This window comes from Pseudomonas sp. AK106, from assembly GCF_053903055.1.
In genome coordinates, this window is the sequence record NZ_CP096426.1 from 995,560 (window position 1) to 1,011,002 (window position 15,443).

The 15,443-nt window shown below is 59.9% G+C and carries 15 protein-coding genes; 10 read left to right on the plus strand and 5 right to left on the minus strand.

All coding sequences use genetic code 11. From position 1 onward, the window contains the following. The first annotated feature begins 136 nt into the window (after positions 1-136). The 6 genes from M1E04_RS04495 to M1E04_RS04520 all read left to right on the plus strand — a co-directional run bounded on the left by M1E04_RS04495 (position 137) and on the right by M1E04_RS04520 (position 6,987). Complete coding sequence (locus M1E04_RS04495) at positions 137-1,423, plus strand: ABC transporter substrate-binding protein (protein ID WP_065992042.1); 1,287 nt, start codon at positions 137-139, stop codon at positions 1,421-1,423. Between the two features lie 114 nt (positions 1,424-1,537). Beyond that, positions 1,538-2,446, plus strand: coding sequence for a carbohydrate ABC transporter permease (locus tag M1E04_RS04500; protein ID WP_037014845.1), 909 nt, complete (start codon positions 1,538-1,540; stop codon positions 2,444-2,446). Further along, positions 2,439-3,284 carry a carbohydrate ABC transporter permease gene (locus M1E04_RS04505; RefSeq protein WP_456292470.1) on the plus strand — a complete coding sequence of 282 codons (846 nt, stop codon included), beginning with the start codon at positions 2,439-2,441 and terminating at the stop codon, positions 3,282-3,284. Before M1E04_RS04500 ends, M1E04_RS04505 begins: the two co-directional genes overlap by 8 nt. Positions 3,285-3,286: 2 nt before the next feature. Beyond that, a complete protein-coding gene (locus M1E04_RS04510; protein WP_192132702.1) occupies positions 3,287-4,450 on the plus strand; it encodes an ABC transporter ATP-binding protein in 1,164 nt (387 codons plus the stop codon). Between the two features lie 137 nt (positions 4,451-4,587). Further along, a complete protein-coding gene (locus M1E04_RS04515; RefSeq protein ID WP_065992048.1) occupies positions 4,588-5,943 on the plus strand; it encodes a carbohydrate porin in 1,356 nt (451 codons plus the stop codon). A gap of 168 nt (positions 5,944-6,111) precedes the next feature. Further along, a complete protein-coding gene (locus M1E04_RS04520; RefSeq protein ID WP_065992050.1) occupies positions 6,112-6,987 on the plus strand; it encodes an aldose epimerase family protein in 876 nt (291 codons plus the stop codon). 40 nt (positions 6,988-7,027) lie between these two features. On the opposite strand, the gene M1E04_RS04525 is transcribed toward M1E04_RS04520, so the two are convergent. Beyond that, entirely contained in the window at positions 7,028-7,897 is an 870-nt protein-coding gene (locus tag M1E04_RS04525) for a MurR/RpiR family transcriptional regulator (RefSeq protein WP_065992054.1), read from the minus strand. Positions 7,898-8,127: 230 nt separating this feature from the next. Between M1E04_RS04525 and zwf the strand changes: the two genes are divergently transcribed. Genes zwf through M1E04_RS04540 form a run of 3 tightly spaced genes read left to right on the plus strand, consistent with a single transcriptional unit; the run spans position 8,128 to position 10,995 of the window. Further along, positions 8,128-9,597 carry a glucose-6-phosphate dehydrogenase gene (gene zwf, locus M1E04_RS04530; protein WP_296306117.1) on the plus strand — a complete coding sequence of 490 codons (1,470 nt, stop codon included), beginning with the start codon at positions 8,128-8,130 and terminating at the stop codon, positions 9,595-9,597. Beyond that, positions 9,584-10,303, plus strand: a complete 720-nt coding sequence (pgl, locus tag M1E04_RS04535; RefSeq protein ID WP_369318481.1) for a 6-phosphogluconolactonase — start codon at positions 9,584-9,586, stop codon at positions 10,301-10,303. The genes zwf and pgl overlap by 14 nt, the downstream gene beginning before the upstream one ends. A gap of 17 nt (positions 10,304-10,320) precedes the next feature. After that, positions 10,321-10,995 carry a bifunctional 4-hydroxy-2-oxoglutarate aldolase/2-dehydro-3-deoxy-phosphogluconate aldolase gene (locus M1E04_RS04540; RefSeq protein WP_065992060.1) on the plus strand — a complete coding sequence of 225 codons (675 nt, stop codon included), beginning with the start codon at positions 10,321-10,323 and terminating at the stop codon, positions 10,993-10,995. A gap of 345 nt (positions 10,996-11,340) precedes the next feature. On the opposite strand, the gene M1E04_RS04545 is transcribed toward M1E04_RS04540, so the two are convergent. Both M1E04_RS04545 and M1E04_RS04550 read right to left on the minus strand, forming a co-directional pair. Continuing rightward, positions 11,341-12,546, minus strand: coding sequence for an aminotransferase class V-fold PLP-dependent enzyme (locus M1E04_RS04545; RefSeq protein WP_369318479.1), 1,206 nt, complete (start codon positions 12,544-12,546; stop codon positions 11,341-11,343). Positions 12,547-12,574: 28 nt separating this feature from the next. Beyond that, positions 12,575-12,838 (minus strand): DUF3820 family protein, encoded by a 264-nt coding sequence (locus tag M1E04_RS04550; protein WP_369318478.1) that lies wholly within the window; start codon positions 12,836-12,838, stop codon positions 12,575-12,577. 232 nt (positions 12,839-13,070) lie between these two features. Between M1E04_RS04550 and M1E04_RS04555 the strand changes: the two genes are divergently transcribed. Then, positions 13,071-13,544: a PA2169 family four-helix-bundle protein gene (locus tag M1E04_RS04555; protein WP_369318477.1), complete on the plus strand. Its 474-nt coding sequence runs from the start codon at positions 13,071-13,073 to the stop codon at positions 13,542-13,544. Positions 13,545-13,586: 42 nt separating this feature from the next. Here M1E04_RS04555 and M1E04_RS04560 read toward each other — a convergent pair whose 3' ends face one another. Together M1E04_RS04560 and M1E04_RS04565 are read right to left on the minus strand one after the other, a co-directional pair. Beyond that, on the minus strand, positions 13,587-15,059 hold the full coding sequence (locus tag M1E04_RS04560) for a sensor domain-containing diguanylate cyclase (RefSeq protein ID WP_369318476.1): 1,473 nt from the start codon (positions 15,057-15,059) through the stop codon (positions 13,587-13,589). A 102-nt stretch (positions 15,060-15,161) separates the two neighbouring features. After that, the gene (locus M1E04_RS04565) at positions 15,162-15,434 is read right to left on the minus strand and encodes an HPr family phosphocarrier protein (RefSeq protein ID WP_065992070.1); all 273 of its coding nucleotides are present in this window, start codon (positions 15,432-15,434) and stop codon (positions 15,162-15,164) included. Positions 15,435-15,443: the final 9 nt, after the last annotated feature.

Consider the following 15,443-nt stretch of genomic DNA (forward strand, 5'->3'; position numbering starts at 1 on the left):
CAGTCCCTTTATTGAATGTCACAGCCTTGTGACATTCGCGCATCCCTTCGTTACCGTCCGCTCCGGGCCCTTGGTTAGAATCCACGCAGCGCAAGCGCCACGACTTGCACATGCATAACAACAAGAAAGGTCAGATATGAATTCGATTTCCCGTCTCGCTGCACTTATTTCCCTCGCCTCCTTGTTCCCTCTGAGCGCCATGGCGGCTGATGCCAAAGGCACGGTTGAAGTGGTGCACTGGTGGACGTCCGGTGGCGAAAAAGCTGCTGTTGATGTGCTCCGCGCGCAAGTTGAAAAAGACGGTTTCACCTGGAAAGACGGCGCTGTCGCAGGCGGCGGTGGTGCAACCGCTATGACCGTGCTCAAGAGCCGCGCCGTTGCTGGCAACCCGCCTGGCGTTGCCCAGATCAAAGGCCCGGACATTCAGGAATGGGCCTCCACTGGCCTGCTTGATACTGACGTGCTGAAAACCGTCTCCAAAGAGGAGAAATGGGACAGCCTGCTGGACAAGAAAGTCTCCGATACCGTGAAGTACGACGGTGATTACGTGGCCGTGCCGGTGAACATCCACCGCGTCAACTGGCTGTGGATCAACCCGGAAGTCTTCAAGAAAGCCGGTATCGAAAAAGCCCCTACCACCCTCGAAGAATTCTACGCAGCGGGCGACAAGCTCAAAGCGGCAGGCTTCATCCCTCTGGCCCACGGTGGCCAGCCTTGGCAGGACAGCACTGTTTTTGAAGCCGTCGTTCTGTCTGTCATGGGCGCCGATGGTTACAAGAAGGCACTGGTCGATCTCGACAACGCTGCGCTGACGGGCCCTGAAATGGTCAAGTCGCTGACTGAGCTGAAGAAAGTCGCGACCTACATGGATGCCGACGGTAAAGGCCAGGACTGGAACCTGGAAGCCGCCAAAGTCATCAACGGCAAGGCCGGCATGCAGATCATGGGTGACTGGGCCAAGAGTGAATGGACCGCCGCCAAGAAAGTCGCCGGCAAGGACTACGAGTGCGTAGCGTTCCCGGGCACCGACAAGGCGTTCACCTACAACATCGACTCCCTGGCTGTGTTCAAGCAGAAAGACGCGGGCACTGCTGCCGGTCAGCAGGACATCGCCAAGGTCGTGTTGGGTGAAAACTTCCAGAAAGTCTTCAGCATCAACAAAGGCTCGATCCCTGTTCGCAACGACATGCTGGCTGACATGGGCAAGTACGGTTTCGACTCGTGCGCCCAGACCGCTGCCAAGGACTTCCTGGCTGACGCCAAAACCGGCGGCCTGCAGCCAAGCATGGCGCACAACATGGCCACTACGCTGGCCGTTCAGGGTGCCTTCTTTGACGTCGTGACCAACTTCATCAACGACCCGAAAGCCGATCCGGCCGACGCGGCGAAGAAGCTGGGTGCTGCGATCAAGTCTGCCAAATAAAGGCCAGCGACTAGCGGCAGGCTGCAAGTCTCAAGCTGATCGATGATTGGCTTCTGACTTGCAGCTTGAGGCTTGCGACTTGCGGCCGCTTTCACTTTTTATTGGATTTTCACCATGAGTTCTGTTGCTGTGTTCAGCAAAGCCTCGCCGTTTGATGCACTGCAGCGCTGGCTACCCAAACTGGTGCTGGCGCCCAGCATGTTCATCGTATTGGTGGGCTTCTACGGCTATATCCTGTGGACGTTCGTTCTGTCGTTCACCAACTCGACTTTTCTGCCGACCTACAAATTCGTGGGTCTGGCGCAATATGCGCGGTTGTTCGACAACGACCGCTGGTGGGTAGCGAGCAAAAACCTCGCGGTGTTCGGTGGCATGTTCATCGGCATCAGCATGGTGGTGGGCGTGCTGCTGGCGGTCTTTCTGGACCAGCGCATCCGCCGCGAAGGCTTTATCCGCACCATTTATCTGTACCCGATGGCGCTCTCGATGATCGTCACCGGTACGGCCTGGAAATGGCTGCTCAACCCAGGCATGGGCCTGGACAAACTGTTGCGTGACTGGGGCTGGGAAGGCTTTCGCCTGGACTGGCTGATCGATCCGGACCGTGTTGTGTACTGCCTGGTGATCGCTGCTGTATGGCAGGCGTCGGGCTTCATCATGGCGATGTTCCTGGCGGGCCTTCGCGGCGTCGACCAGTCGATCATCCGCGCCGCGCAGATCGACGGTGCGAGCATGCCGAAAATCTACTGGAAGGTCGTGCTGCCAAGCCTGCGTCCGGTGTTCTTCAGTGCGGTCATGATTCTGGCGCATATCGCCATCAAGAGCTTCGACCTGGTCGCTGCCATGACGGCCGGTGGCCCGGGCTATTCGTCCGACCTGCCGGCAATGTTCATGTACTCGTTCACCTTCAGCCGTGGCCAGATGGGCATGGGTTCGGCCAGTGCGATTCTGATGCTGGGCGCGATTCTTGCGATCCTTGTGCCTTATCTGTATTCCGAGCTGAGGGCCAAGCGCAATGACTAGTCTCGCCAATAAGCCCGCCCTCAGCCTGAGCCGCTTCGCCATTTATGCGGTGCTGATCGTTGCCGTATTGCTTTATCTGGTGCCGCTGGTGGTCATGCTGTTGACCAGCTTCAAGTCGCCGGAGGATATTGGCAGCGGCAACCTGCTCAGCTGGCCGACCGAAGTCACCGCAATCGGCTGGATCAAAGCCTGGGCGACGGTAAAAGGTTATTTCTGGAACTCGTTCCTGATCACCGTTCCCGCAGTGCTGATTTCCACCACCATTGGTGCGCTGAACGGCTACGTGCTGTCGATGTGGCGCTTCCGCGGTTCGCAGTTGTTCTTCGGCCTGCTGCTGTTCGGCTGCTTCCTGCCGTTTCAGACCGTCCTGCTGCCTGCGTCTTTCACCCTTGGCAAGATGGGCCTGGCCAATACCACGACGGGGCTGGTTTTCATTCACGTTGTCTACGGTCTGGCGTTCACCACACTGTTCTTCCGCAATTACTACGTCAGCATCCCAGAAGCACTGGTGAAGGCTGCACGTCTTGACGGTGCCGGCTTCTTCACCATCTTCCGTCGGATCATTCTGCCGATGTCGACGCCGATCATCATGGTCTGCCTGATCTGGCAATTCACTCAGATCTGGAACGACTTCCTGTTCGGTGTGGTGTTCTCCAGTGGTGATTCGCAGCCGATCACGGTCGCGCTGAACAACCTGGTCAACACCAGCACAGGCGCCAAGGAATACAACGTTGATATGGCGGCGGCGATGATCGCCGGGCTGCCGACCCTGCTGGTCTACGTGGTCGCAGGCAAGTATTTCGTGCGCGGGCTGACGGCCGGCGCAGTCAAGGGGTAATCATGGCAACGCTTGAACTACGCAATGTAAACAAGACTTACGGGGCCGGTCTTCCGGACACCCTGAAGAACATCGAACTCTCCATCAAAGAAGGCGAATTCCTGATTCTGGTCGGCCCTTCGGGCTGCGGTAAGTCGACCCTGATGAACTGCATCGCCGGGCTGGAAAACATTACCGGCGGCGCGATCATGATCGGTGATCAGGACGTCAGCGGCATGAGCCCGAAGGATCGCGACATCGCGATGGTGTTCCAGTCCTACGCGCTGTACCCGACCATGAGCGTGCGCGAGAACATCGAATTCGGGTTGAAGATTCGCAAGATGCCTCAGGCTGACATCGATGCGGAAGTGGCGCGGGTTGCCAAGCTGCTGCAGATCGAACACCTGCTCAACCGCAAGCCGGGGCAACTGTCCGGTGGTCAGCAACAACGCGTGGCCATGGGCCGGGCGCTGGCCCGTCGTCCCAAAATCTACCTGTTCGATGAGCCGCTCTCCAACCTCGACGCCAAACTGCGCGTCGAGATGCGGACCGAAATGAAGCTGATGCACCAGCGCCTTAAGACCACTACGGTTTACGTGACCCACGACCAGATCGAAGCAATGACCCTGGGCGACAAAGTGGCGGTCATGAAGGACGGCATCATTCAGCAGTTCGGCACGCCGAAGCAGATCTACAACGATCCGGCCAACCTGTTCGTGGCGAGCTTCATCGGCTCGCCGCCAATGAACTTCATCCCGCTGCGCCTGCAGCGCAAGGACGGTCGCCTCGTCGCACTGCTGGACAGCGGTCAGGCCCGCTGCGAGCTGCCGATGAGCATGAACGACGCCGGTCTCGAGGACCGTGAGGTGATTCTGGGCCTGCGTCCCGAGCAGATCGTGCTAGCGTCCGGTGATGCTGCAGGTCTTCTGCCGACGATTCGCGCTGAAGTCCAGGTGACCGAGCCCACTGGCCCGGATACGCTGGTATTCGTTACCCTCAACGAGAGCAAGGTCTGCTGCCGTCTGGCGCCGGATATTGCACCTGCTGTGGGCGAGACCTTGACGCTGCAGTTCGATCCGGCGAAGGTTCTGCTGTTCGACGCGAAAACCGGCGAGCGCCTGGGCGTGCTGGCACCGAGTCAGTCGGTGGAGAGCATGGGAAATGTCACGCGGCTCAACCGCAGCTGATCCCGACGTGCAGGAGCACTGCACAAACGAGCACCTGTGACGGGTGGATGTCTGCCGTACAAAACCCGTCATGCACACGATGTACGTGGTTACAACGCTGTTCAAAAGCTAATAACAATAAAACGAGGATCCAAGGGATGAAAAAGGTACGTAACAAGTCGCTTAACCAGTTTCAGCTGATCGGTGGGTTGTCTGTCCTGAGCGCGTTGACGGTTTCCGGAACGGCGTTTGCAATGGAGCCCTTCAAAGCCAGCGAGCACATGACCGGTGATTGGGGTGGTCTGCGTCAAGAGCTGTACGACAAGGGTTACGACTTCCCGATCGAGTACGTGGGCGAAGCCGCCTCCAACCTCAACGGTGGTTATAACGACGACCGGACGGGCCGCTACAGCGATCAGTTTGCGTTTGGCGTTCAGATGGACCTGCAAAAAATCCTCGGCTGGCACGACGCAGAGTTCAAGCTTGCGATCACCGAGCGTAGTGGCAACAACATCTCCAACGATCGTATCGGTGATCCGCGTGCCGGCACGCTCAGCTCCTCCCAGGAAGTCTGGGGCCGTGGCCAGACCTGGCGTCTGACCCAGATGTGGGTCAAGCAGAAGTACTTCGACGGCAAGCTCGACATCAAGGTCGGCCGTTTCGGCGAAGGCGAAGACTTCAACAGCTTCCCTTGCGACTTCCAGAACCTTTCGTTCTGCGGCTCGCAGGTCGGTAACTACGTCAACACCTGGTACAACTGGCCTGTCAGCCAGTGGGCTGCACGCGTGAAGTACAACATCACGCCTGAGTTGTTCGCCCAGATCGGCGTCTACGAGCAGAACCCTTCGTACCTCGAAACCGGCAACAGCTTCAAACTCAGCGGCAGCGGCTCGAAAGGCACCGTCGTACCGGTTGAAGTGGTGTGGTCGCCAAACGTCAACTCGCTGCCCGGCGAATACCGTCTGGGCTACTACGTGAGCAACCCGAGCGCCGACGATCTCTACGAGAACGAGAACGGTCAGCCTCAGGCAATCGCTGGCGGTGACTTCAAGTCCCACAAAGACAAGCACGGCTGGTGGGTCGTGGCTCAGCAACAGCTGACCGCTCACAACGGCGACGCATCCCGTGGTCTGAGCATTTTCGCCAACGCGACTGTGCATGACAAAGCCACCAACTTCGTCGACAACTACCAGCAGGTCGGCTTCGTCTACAAAGGCCCGTTCGATGCACGTCCGAAGGATGACATCGGTATCGGCGTCGCGCGTATCCACGTCAACGATGATGCCCAGGACAACCGTCGTCTGGTCAACGCCGTCAACGGTATCGAAGACTACGACAACCCAGGCTACCTGCCGATCCAGAAGACCGAATACAACTCGGAAATCTACTACGGTGTGCACGTCACCGACTGGCTGACCGTGCGTCCCAACCTGCAGTACGTGAAGAGCCCGGGCGGTGTGGACGACGTCCAGAACGCACTGGTTGCCGGCATCAAGATTCAATCGAAGTTCTAACTTAAAGCGGACGCTCCTCCGCGCTCCACAAACGATCAAGGGTCGTGTGTGCTTTACGGGCAGCCTGGCTGCCCGTTTTTTTTCCGCTATTTATTCCGCAGCAATGGCTCCGCATTCGGAGCATTTTTTCTCGCGTGACGAGTGACCGCTATCTGGAGCGCTACAACGATGCCCTTCAGGGATCCCGGCTCAACCGAGCATCCTCTCCAGCGTTTCTTCACCTCGGTGCGACCGCAACCGACCTTTCAGTGGGAACGCTACCAACAGCGTGATGTGCTGGTGATCAATCATGCGCAGTGCCAGGCCGTGTTCAGCCGGCAGGGCGCTCAGCTGTTGCATTTCGAACCTGCCGGGCAGAGACCCTGGCTGTGGTGCGCCGCGCACTGGCCTCTGGTCGGCGCGATCCGCGGCGGCGTGCCGGTCAGTTGGCCCTGGGTCGGGCGTCATCCCGGCGAGAGCGGCTGGCCGGCCAATGGCTGGGGTCGGCTGCTTGACTGGAAGCTGGTCGAAAGCCACGAGCACGAGGCGGGCGTGACATTGCGCTGGCAACTCAAGCTGTGGGACTGGCAGGCGGATCTCTACGCCGAGCTCGGCCAGGCGATGGACCTGCGCCTTGAAACGCGGCACGACGACAGCGAGCCTTGTCACTTCGGCCATGGCTTGCACGCCTACTGGCGCATCAGCGATGTGGCGGACGTCGCGTTGCGTGGGCTCGATGGTGCGCACGGCTATGACGAACTCAGCCGCAGCGCCTGCGAGCAGCGGGGCGAGCTGCGGGTACAGGGCAGTTGTCAGCGGGTGTTCGAGCACGCCGGCATGCTTGAGCTGCAGGACGACGCCTGGCAGCGGCGTTTGAACATCGACACCGGCGACAGCGACAGCACGGTGGTCTGGCACCCGGGCAACCGACCGTTGCTGGGCGTGGGTGGCGATGAAGCCATGGGTTTTTTGCGGGTCGAGGCGGCGTCAGGTGTGGATGATTGCCTGAGCCTGGCCCCTGGGCAGCACGCCAGTTTGAGTCTGCAGGCCAGTCTGGTTCACTGACCTGTCCCGACGCCTGTCTTGACAGGGTTCCGTCCGTCGATCAGTTCAATTCATCGTCCGCCGGATAACGGCTCGCGTTCAGGCTTTCCTTGATCTTGCGCAGGTGCGGCTGGAAATCGACGCCCCGACGCAGGGTCATGCCGGTCGCCAGCACATCCAGCACTGTCAGTTGGACGATCCGCGAGGTCATCGGCATATAGATGTCGGTATCTTCCGGCAGCGGAATGTTCAGGCTCAGCGTGCTGGCTTTTGCCAGTGGCGAGTCGGCAGCGGTCAGTCCCAGCACCGACGCGCCATTTTCACGGGCGATGCGCGCCACTTCCACCAGCTCGCGGGTGCGTCCGGTGTAGGAAATGATCACGAACAGCTCGCCGGTGTGGGCCACCGAGGCCAGCATGCGCTGCACCAGCACGTCGGCGTGGGCCGTGACGGCGAGATTGAAACGGAAGAATTTATGCTGCGCGTCCAGTGCCACCGGCGCCGAAGCCCCGAGGCCGAAGAAGTGAATCTGCCGCGCCTGAATCAACAAGTCCACCGCTTTGCTGATCAGGTTGGGGTCAAGCACCTGGCACACGCTGTCGAGGGACGCGATGGCACTGCCGAAAATCTTGCGGGTGTAGGCCTCCGGGTTGTCATCGGCTTCCACCGCGCGGCTGACGTAGGCGGCGCCGCTGGCCAGGCTCTGGGCCAGTTGCAGTTTCAGCTCTGGATAGCCGCTGACATCGAATGAGCGGCAGAAGCGGTTGACCGTCGGCTCACTGACCTTGGCGGCCTGGGCCAGCGCAGCGATGCTGAACCGGGTGGCCTGCTGCGGATTGCTCAGAATCGCCTCGGCGACCTTGCGCTCGGCCTTGTTCAGCTCTTCCAGACGACTCTGGATCTGCTCCAGAAGATTGCGTACGCGGTCCATTGTTTGTCCTTCTGATGAAACGTCGACAGGCGGGTGAACAGGCCTTTATTTGAAGAGTGGGAATTGGGCCTTTAGCCTGTCGCAAAGGTGGCCTATCGTACTGAGGGCCTGTGGTGATCACCACTCTAATGTGGTTCTAGTGGGAATGTTGTGGTTATTACTACATTTGGCCTTGAGTAACGCCTTTAAAAAAGGTATTTGTAGCTTAACTTGATAAAAGAACCAACATTATGCTCTCGATTACGGTTGAACCGTGCACTTTTGCGTTGTTTGGCGCCTTGGGTGACCTGGCGGTACGCAAACTGTTTCCTGCGTTGTACCAGCTTGATCGAGCTGGACTGCTGCATGCCGAGACCCGAATTATTGCGTTGGCCCGTGAGCCGGGAACTCCTGAGGAGCACTTGGCCTACATTGATAAAAGCCTGCGTCGCTTCGTCCCCGAGGCGCAGCTTGAGACTGAGCACGTGGAGCGTTTTCAGGCCCGCCTGAGTTACCTGCACGTGGACTTCCTCAAGGGCGAAGATTACGTCGCGCTCGCCGAAGCGGTGGGCGACGCGCCGACCATGATTGCCTACTTCGCGACGCCGGCGTCGGTCTACGGCGCCATCTGCGAAAACCTCGCGCTGGTCGGCCTTACCGATCGCACCCGGGCGGTGCTGGAAAAACCCATCGGCCATGACCTCGCGTCGTCCCGTCGCGTCAATGACGCCGTTGCCAGGTTCCTGCCTGAAACCCGCATCTACCGGATCGACCATTACCTGGGCAAGGACACGGTGCAGAACCTCATTGCCCTGCGTTTTGCCAACAGCCTGTTCGAGACGCAGTGGAACCAGAACCACATCTCCCATGTGGAAATCACCGTGGCAGAGAAGGTCGGCATCGAAGGGCGTTGGGGCTATTTCGACCAGGCCGGTCAACTGCGCGACATGATCCAGAATCACCTGCTGCAGCTGCTGTGCCTGATCGCGATGGACCCGCCCAGCGACCTGTCGGCCGACAGCATCCGTGACGAGAAGGTGAAAGTGCTCAAGGCACTGGCGCCGTTCACGCCGGAGCGTCTGGCCACCCAGGTGGTGCGCGGTCAATACATCGCCGGTTACAGCGACGGCAAGCCGGTGCCGGGTTATCTGGAGGAAGAAAACTCCAACACCCAGAGCGACACTGAGACGTTCGTCGCCATTCGTGCCGACATCCGTAACTGGCGTTGGTCGGGCGTGCCGTTCTATTTGCGGACCGGCAAGCGCATGCCGCAGAAGCTGTCGCAGATCGTGATCCACTTCAAAGAGCCGCCGCATTACATCTTTGCGCCCGAGCAGCGCTTGCAGATCAGCAACCGCCTGATCATCCGCCTGCAGCCCGATGAAGGCATCTCGCTGCAAGTGATGACCAAGGATCAGGGCCTGGACAAAGGCATGCAGCTACGCAGCAACCCTTTGCAACTGAGCTTCTCCGACGCCTACCGCAGCGCCCGTGTGCCGGACGCCTACGAGCGGTTGTTGCTGGAGGTCATGCGTGGCAATCAGAACCTGTTTGTGCGCAAAGACGAAATCGAATACGCCTGGCAATGGTGCGACCAGTTGATCGCTGGCTGGAAAAAGGCGGGCGATGCGCCCAAGCCTTACCCGGCCGGTTCCTGGGGGCCGATGAGCTCCATTGCTCTTATTACGCGTGACGGGAGGTCCTGGTATGGCGATATGTGAACTTGAATTTCCGGCCGGTCTAAAGGCCCACGAATTCGATAACCCTGAAGTGCTGGCGAACGCGCTGGCCGATCAGGTGGCCGAGCGTCTGACGGCGGCAATTTCCAGCAATCCTCACGGCACGGCCACGTTGGTGGTGTCTGGCGGCAAAAGCCCGGTGGCGTTCTTCAAGGCGCTGGCGCAGAAGCCGCTCGAGTGGTCGAAAGTCTGCGTGAGTCTGGCTGACGAGCGCTGGGTGCCGACCGAGCACGCCGACAGTAACGAAGGCCTGCTCAAGCGTTTTCTGCTTCAGGGCCCGGCGGCCGAGGCGGGGTTCTTCAGCTTGTACCGTGCGACCACCACAGTGGATGAGGCCGCAGCCGCAACGGACGAGGCGCTCAAGGCGCTGCCGAAGATCGACGTGCTGATTCTGGGCATGGGTGACGACGGGCATACCGCGTCGCTGTTCCCCGACAGCCCGCATCTGAAGGAAGCGCTGGATCTCAACAGCGACCGTCGTTGCCTGCCCATGCTCGCACCGACCGTTCCTCATCAGCGCCTAACCCTGACGCGTCCGGTGCTGGCGTGCGCAGCGACCACCATCCTGTCCGTCTCCGGTCAGGCCAAACTCGACACATTGCGCGCGGCACTGGCAGGCGATGACCTTGCCGAAATGCCGGTACGCGCGTTCCTTAACCCGTCTCTAGAGATCTACTGGTGCCCATAAGCAAAGGATCAGCCGCCATGGAAAATACCCAAGTGAAACAGCCGTTGAATAGCATGGCGAGCAAGATTGCCCAGATCGACGCACTCTGCGCGAAAGCAAAGATTCTGCCGGTCATTACCATCGCCCGCGAACAGGATGTCCTGCCGCTGGCCGATGCCCTGGCCGCAGGAGGCCTGAACGCGCTGGAAATCACCCTGCGCTCGGAGTTCGGCCTCAAAGCCATCCGCATGCTGCGTGATGCGCGGCCTGAGCTGAGCGTTGGCGCCGGCACCATTCTCGACCGCCACATGCTCAAGGCGGCGGAGGAGGCGGGTTCACAGTTCATCGTCACCCCGGGCAGCACTCAGGATCTGCTGGAAGCTGCCGCACTGAGCGAATTGCCGCTGCTGCCAGGCATCAGCAGCGCGTCGGAAATCATGATCGGTTACGCGCTGGGTTATCGTCGCTTCAAGCTGTTTCCGGCGGAAATCAGTGGCGGTGTCGGTGCAATCAAGGCACTGGGCGGTCCATTCCCGGAAGTGCGTTTCTGCCCCACCGGCGGTGTCAGTGCGGCCAACCTGAAAAACTACATGGCGCTGCCCAACGTGATGTGCGTCGGCGGCACCTGGATGATCGATAACGCGTGGGTGAAGAACGGCGACTGGCAGCGGATTACCGACGCCACTGCCGAAGCCATCGCGTTGTTCGACTGAGTCTGGATTCGCCGGTTCAGGCGCACGTTTGGACAGCCCCCGTTCAACTGGGGGCTGGTCTACTGCTGAGCATGATCCGTTTATAGCGTCCCGCGGGGCGTTGCTGCAGAAGTCGTTGTTGCATGGCTTTTTTACGGTGTTCCTTGGTCGGGAACGCCGTTTTTTTTTGCGTCGTTTACACGCAATACATATGTACCGCACAGGCAGCGGCGGGAGCGCTTATCTTTGCCGCTCCTTTGTAGTTCGTTTCTCGATGGATTTACGGCGCCTTCGTCATGAAGGCGCCGTCTTTTTTCCACGATCCCGTCAGGGGCGTTGATCCCGGTGCAGCCTATAGCGCAGGGCTCACGCCAATGCGCGAAGTGCCGCGACCAGCTGTTCAACGTCCTTTGCCGACGTGGTGAATCCCGGCGTGATGCGAATGCACGTCCCGCAGGCCGAGCCTTCCCGCGTTACTGCAAAAATGCTGTGTTCATCGAGCAGGCGCTTGACCATGAGTTCCTGATCTGCGTGACGGATGAACCGAAATGACGTGATCCCGCAATACAGTCGCGGGTCGTCCGGCGTCAGCACCTCGATGCCTTCGATACTGCGCGCCTGAGTGACCCACAGGTCTCGCAGATACGCCAAACGTGCACCCTTGGCCGGTGCGCCCCCCATGGCGCGATGCTCGGCGAACACTTTGGGCAGGGTCATCAGGGCGGGGATGTTCGGCGTCCCGTAGGGCACGCGGCCGAGGATGTCGTCCGCACCGTAGCGCTCGTCTGCCATGTCGGGGTCGATGGCGCTCAGGCGTTCCTGCTTCACGTAAATAAAGCCCAGGCTCAGCGGCGCGCCTATCCATTTCTGCAGGTTGAAGCCGGCGAACGACACGCCAAGGTCAGCAAGCTCGAAATCCAGCAGGCCCAGGGCATGGGCGCCATCCAGAATGACTTCGATGCCGTGGGCCTTGGCCAGCTCGGCGATGGCCTTCACCGGCATCACCAGCCCGGTTCGGTGGGTGACGTACGTCAGCGCCACCAGTTTGAGCCGTGGGTGTGCAGCAAACGCCTCGCGGTAGGTCTGCAGCAGCCCTTCGTGGCTCGCGGGATGCTGGTGAGTGACTTCGATCACCTCAACGCCACGGTTCTTCGCCAGCCAGCGCATGCCGGTCTGGACGCTGTTGTAATCCAGGTCGCTGACCAGGACCTGGTCGCCTGCCACAAGGCCGTTGTAGTTGCGAATCAGCGCTTGCACCGACTCCGACGCGGAGCGGGTGAGGGCCACTTCGCGGGCCGGCACGTTCAGCAGATCGGCGAGGTCGGCGCGGATGATCTCGCTGTCTTCGGTATCGAACTTCTGCCGCACGTAGACCGAGTTGCTGCGATTGACGTACGCCAGGTTCTGCTCGTAATCCTTGAGTGCTGCGCGGGTCATGCGGCCGAAATAGCCGTATTCGAAATTCACCGGCCCCGGTTCGACGTCGTACTGCGCCGCGACCTGCTGCCAGAACGCTTCGTCCCGAGCCTGTTCATCCGCCCATTCCGTTATTGCGCATGCAGTGCTGTTCATCCGGCGGCTCGCTTTTATCAATGGATGTTTAGTTGAAGCGTATGGGTGTTTTCGACGGGCCCGGCCGCAGCGGTTCGCGAGGGCGGGTGCGCAGAGGATCCAGCAGCGCCGACAGGCCGTTGTGATCAATCTCGTGCATCAGTGCCAGCAGGCTGCCCAACTCGCCTGCCGGGAAACCCTTTCGAGCAAACCAGTTCAGGTAATCGCCCGGCAGGTCCGCCAGCAGTCTCCCCTGATACTTGCCGAACGGTATTTCGCGAGTCACCAACAGTTTGAGTCTTTCCGGGTTCATCCAAAAGCCGCTTATCCGTTCAAGTGAACTCAGACGATACGTGCATTCTGCAACTACGCAAACACACAGATCATGCAGAAAGCGCGGATGAACTGTCCCTTGATATTCATAAGCTATTGAAAAATAACACTATTTATTATCGGCAAAAGCTGGCACGCACAGTGCAGTATTCCTTCTATCGAGTGTTTCGTTAACCAGACCTTTGATAAACCTGCCAAAAAGGAACCGCAAAATGTCGGATATCAACAAAGAAGCCATCTCTACCCTGAATGACTTGATCGAGACCAGCATTGACGGTGAGAAAGGTTTTCACACTGCTGCTGAAGACGCCAAGAACCCGGAAATCAAGGCCTACCTGCTCTCCCGTTCTTCTGGCTGCAAGACGTCGGTTGCCGAGCTTCAAGCTGAAGTACGTGCACTGGGCGGCGATCCAGAAGATTCCTCCAGCATCGCTGGCGGCGCACACCGCCTGTGGGTCAACCTGAAAAGCGCGTTGAGCGGCAAGAACGACGAAGCGGTCCTGAACGAAGTCGAAAGCGGTGAAGACCACGCGCTGAAGGCTTACAAAAAGGCTGCCCAGGAAGCTACCGAGAAGAACTTGCCAGTTAACGTCACTACCCTGATCCAGCGTCAGCTGCAGGGTGTGCAAGCGAACCACGACAAGGTTAAAGCCCTGCGTGACACCGTTCGTGCTGCCAACAAGTAATTCGCGGTAACGTCGAAAAACGCCAGCCAGTCTGGCGTTTTTTTATGCCTGCGATTCGGCAGAGGGCGCTACATAGGGTTCGAATTCCACGCGGTTCCTGCCTTGTTTCTTGGCCCGGTACAGGGCCCGGTCCGCGGCGTGAAACAGCGGCTCGGGCAGATCGTGGGTCGCCGGCAGGTGCGTGGCCACGCCGATGCTGACGGTGATGGGCACTGTGTCCTCGGCGAAAGGCGGAAGTGCTTCTATCGCCAGACGCAGCTTTTCCGCGATCACACAGGCACCTGCCTTGTCGGTTTCCGGGAGCACCACCATGAACTCCTCACCGCCATAGCGCGCGGCGAGGTCACCCGGCCTGCGGATGCTGGCGGTCAGGGTCTGGGCAACGCTGCGTAATGCGACGTCGCCGCCATGATGCCCGTGTCGATCGTTGAAGGCCTTGAAGTGATCCACATCAATCATCAGGAGTGCCAAAGGCCTTTCCGAACGCATGCCCCGCGCCCATTCCTGCTTGAGCACCTGATCCAGCCTGCGCCGGTTGGCCAGGCCGGTCAGCCCATCTGTGGACGCCAGCCCGGCCAGTTCACGCTCGGCGTTCTGGCGCAGGCGCAGTTGGCGGCCCAACAGCCAGGACAGCGAGAGGATCCCGAGGCACAGCAAACCGGTCGCGCTTGCCACCAGCAGCGCGTTGCGTTTCCACAGCGCGTAGACGTCGTCCCGGGATTGAGCGACCACGACGATCAATGGCAAGTCACCCACCCGTGAGAAGGTGTAAAGCCGCTCAGCACCGTCGAGTTCGGATATCGCCGCAAAGCTGCCGTTGACCTCCCTCAGAATGCGTTTGAAGTTGGGCCGCATGCTGAAGTTCTGGCCGATGAAGGTCCGGTTGTTGTCGTCGGGTTGCCGGGCGAGCATCACGCCATCCGCGCTGAGCAGGTTGACGGTGCTGGTGGGACCGATGTCCAGCGTGCGAAACAGTTGATCGAAGTACGACAGGCGCATTGATGCACTGGCAATGCCGACGAACTGGCCGTTGGCGGAGGGGAGACGGCGACTGAAACTGATGCACAGGTCCTTGAAGCCCCAGCGCGAAAGGAAGGGCCCGTCGACCACCAGCGCCAGTGAGCCGCTGCCCCGGTGTTTCTGAAAGCCTGGCCGGTCTGAGAAGTTGTCCAGCCGAGGCGTCAGCGAGGTGGAGTCGGCGACGATGCGCCCGGTGTCATCCAGCAGCACCACATCGCCCTTGAAGGGCGCCGCCGTGGCCCGGTCGAAGAGCACCAGCTGACGCAATTCCGGAGAGATCGTCATGACATCGGGCCGTCGCCAGGCCGCGATCAGGCCCAATAGGGAGGTGTCATACAGCTCGGCATTGCGCTGCACGTCAGCGTCGATCAACTGCACCACATTGTTTGCCGAGCGCACAGCGGCTTCGTTGGCCGTCCCCAGCTCCCGAAACAGCAACCAGGTCACGATGGCGAGTATGGCGGCCACCGCCACGGCGCTGCCCAGCATCAGCATCTTCTCGGAACCGGATCTGATCCCTCGTGAGAATGGAGGCTTGGCTGTCAGTGGCATCGATCATCTCTGACGGGGAAATGGAGGCGTCGTGCGGCGGTAGGCTTATTCGCCTTCGTCAAACTTGTTGTTGATCAGTTCCACCAGCCCCGCCAGCGCCGCATCGGCTTCTTCACCTTCGGTGGCCAGGTGGATCAGGGTGCCCTTACCGGCAGCCAGCATCATGACGGCCATGATGCTTTTGCCATCGACCATGGTTTCCGGGGTGCGGCCGACCCTGATCTGACACGGGTACTTGCCGGCAACACCCACGAACTTGGCGGCGGCCCGGGCGTGCAGACCCAGCTTGTTGATGATGGTGATTTCTAGAGCGGGCATCGCGATGGA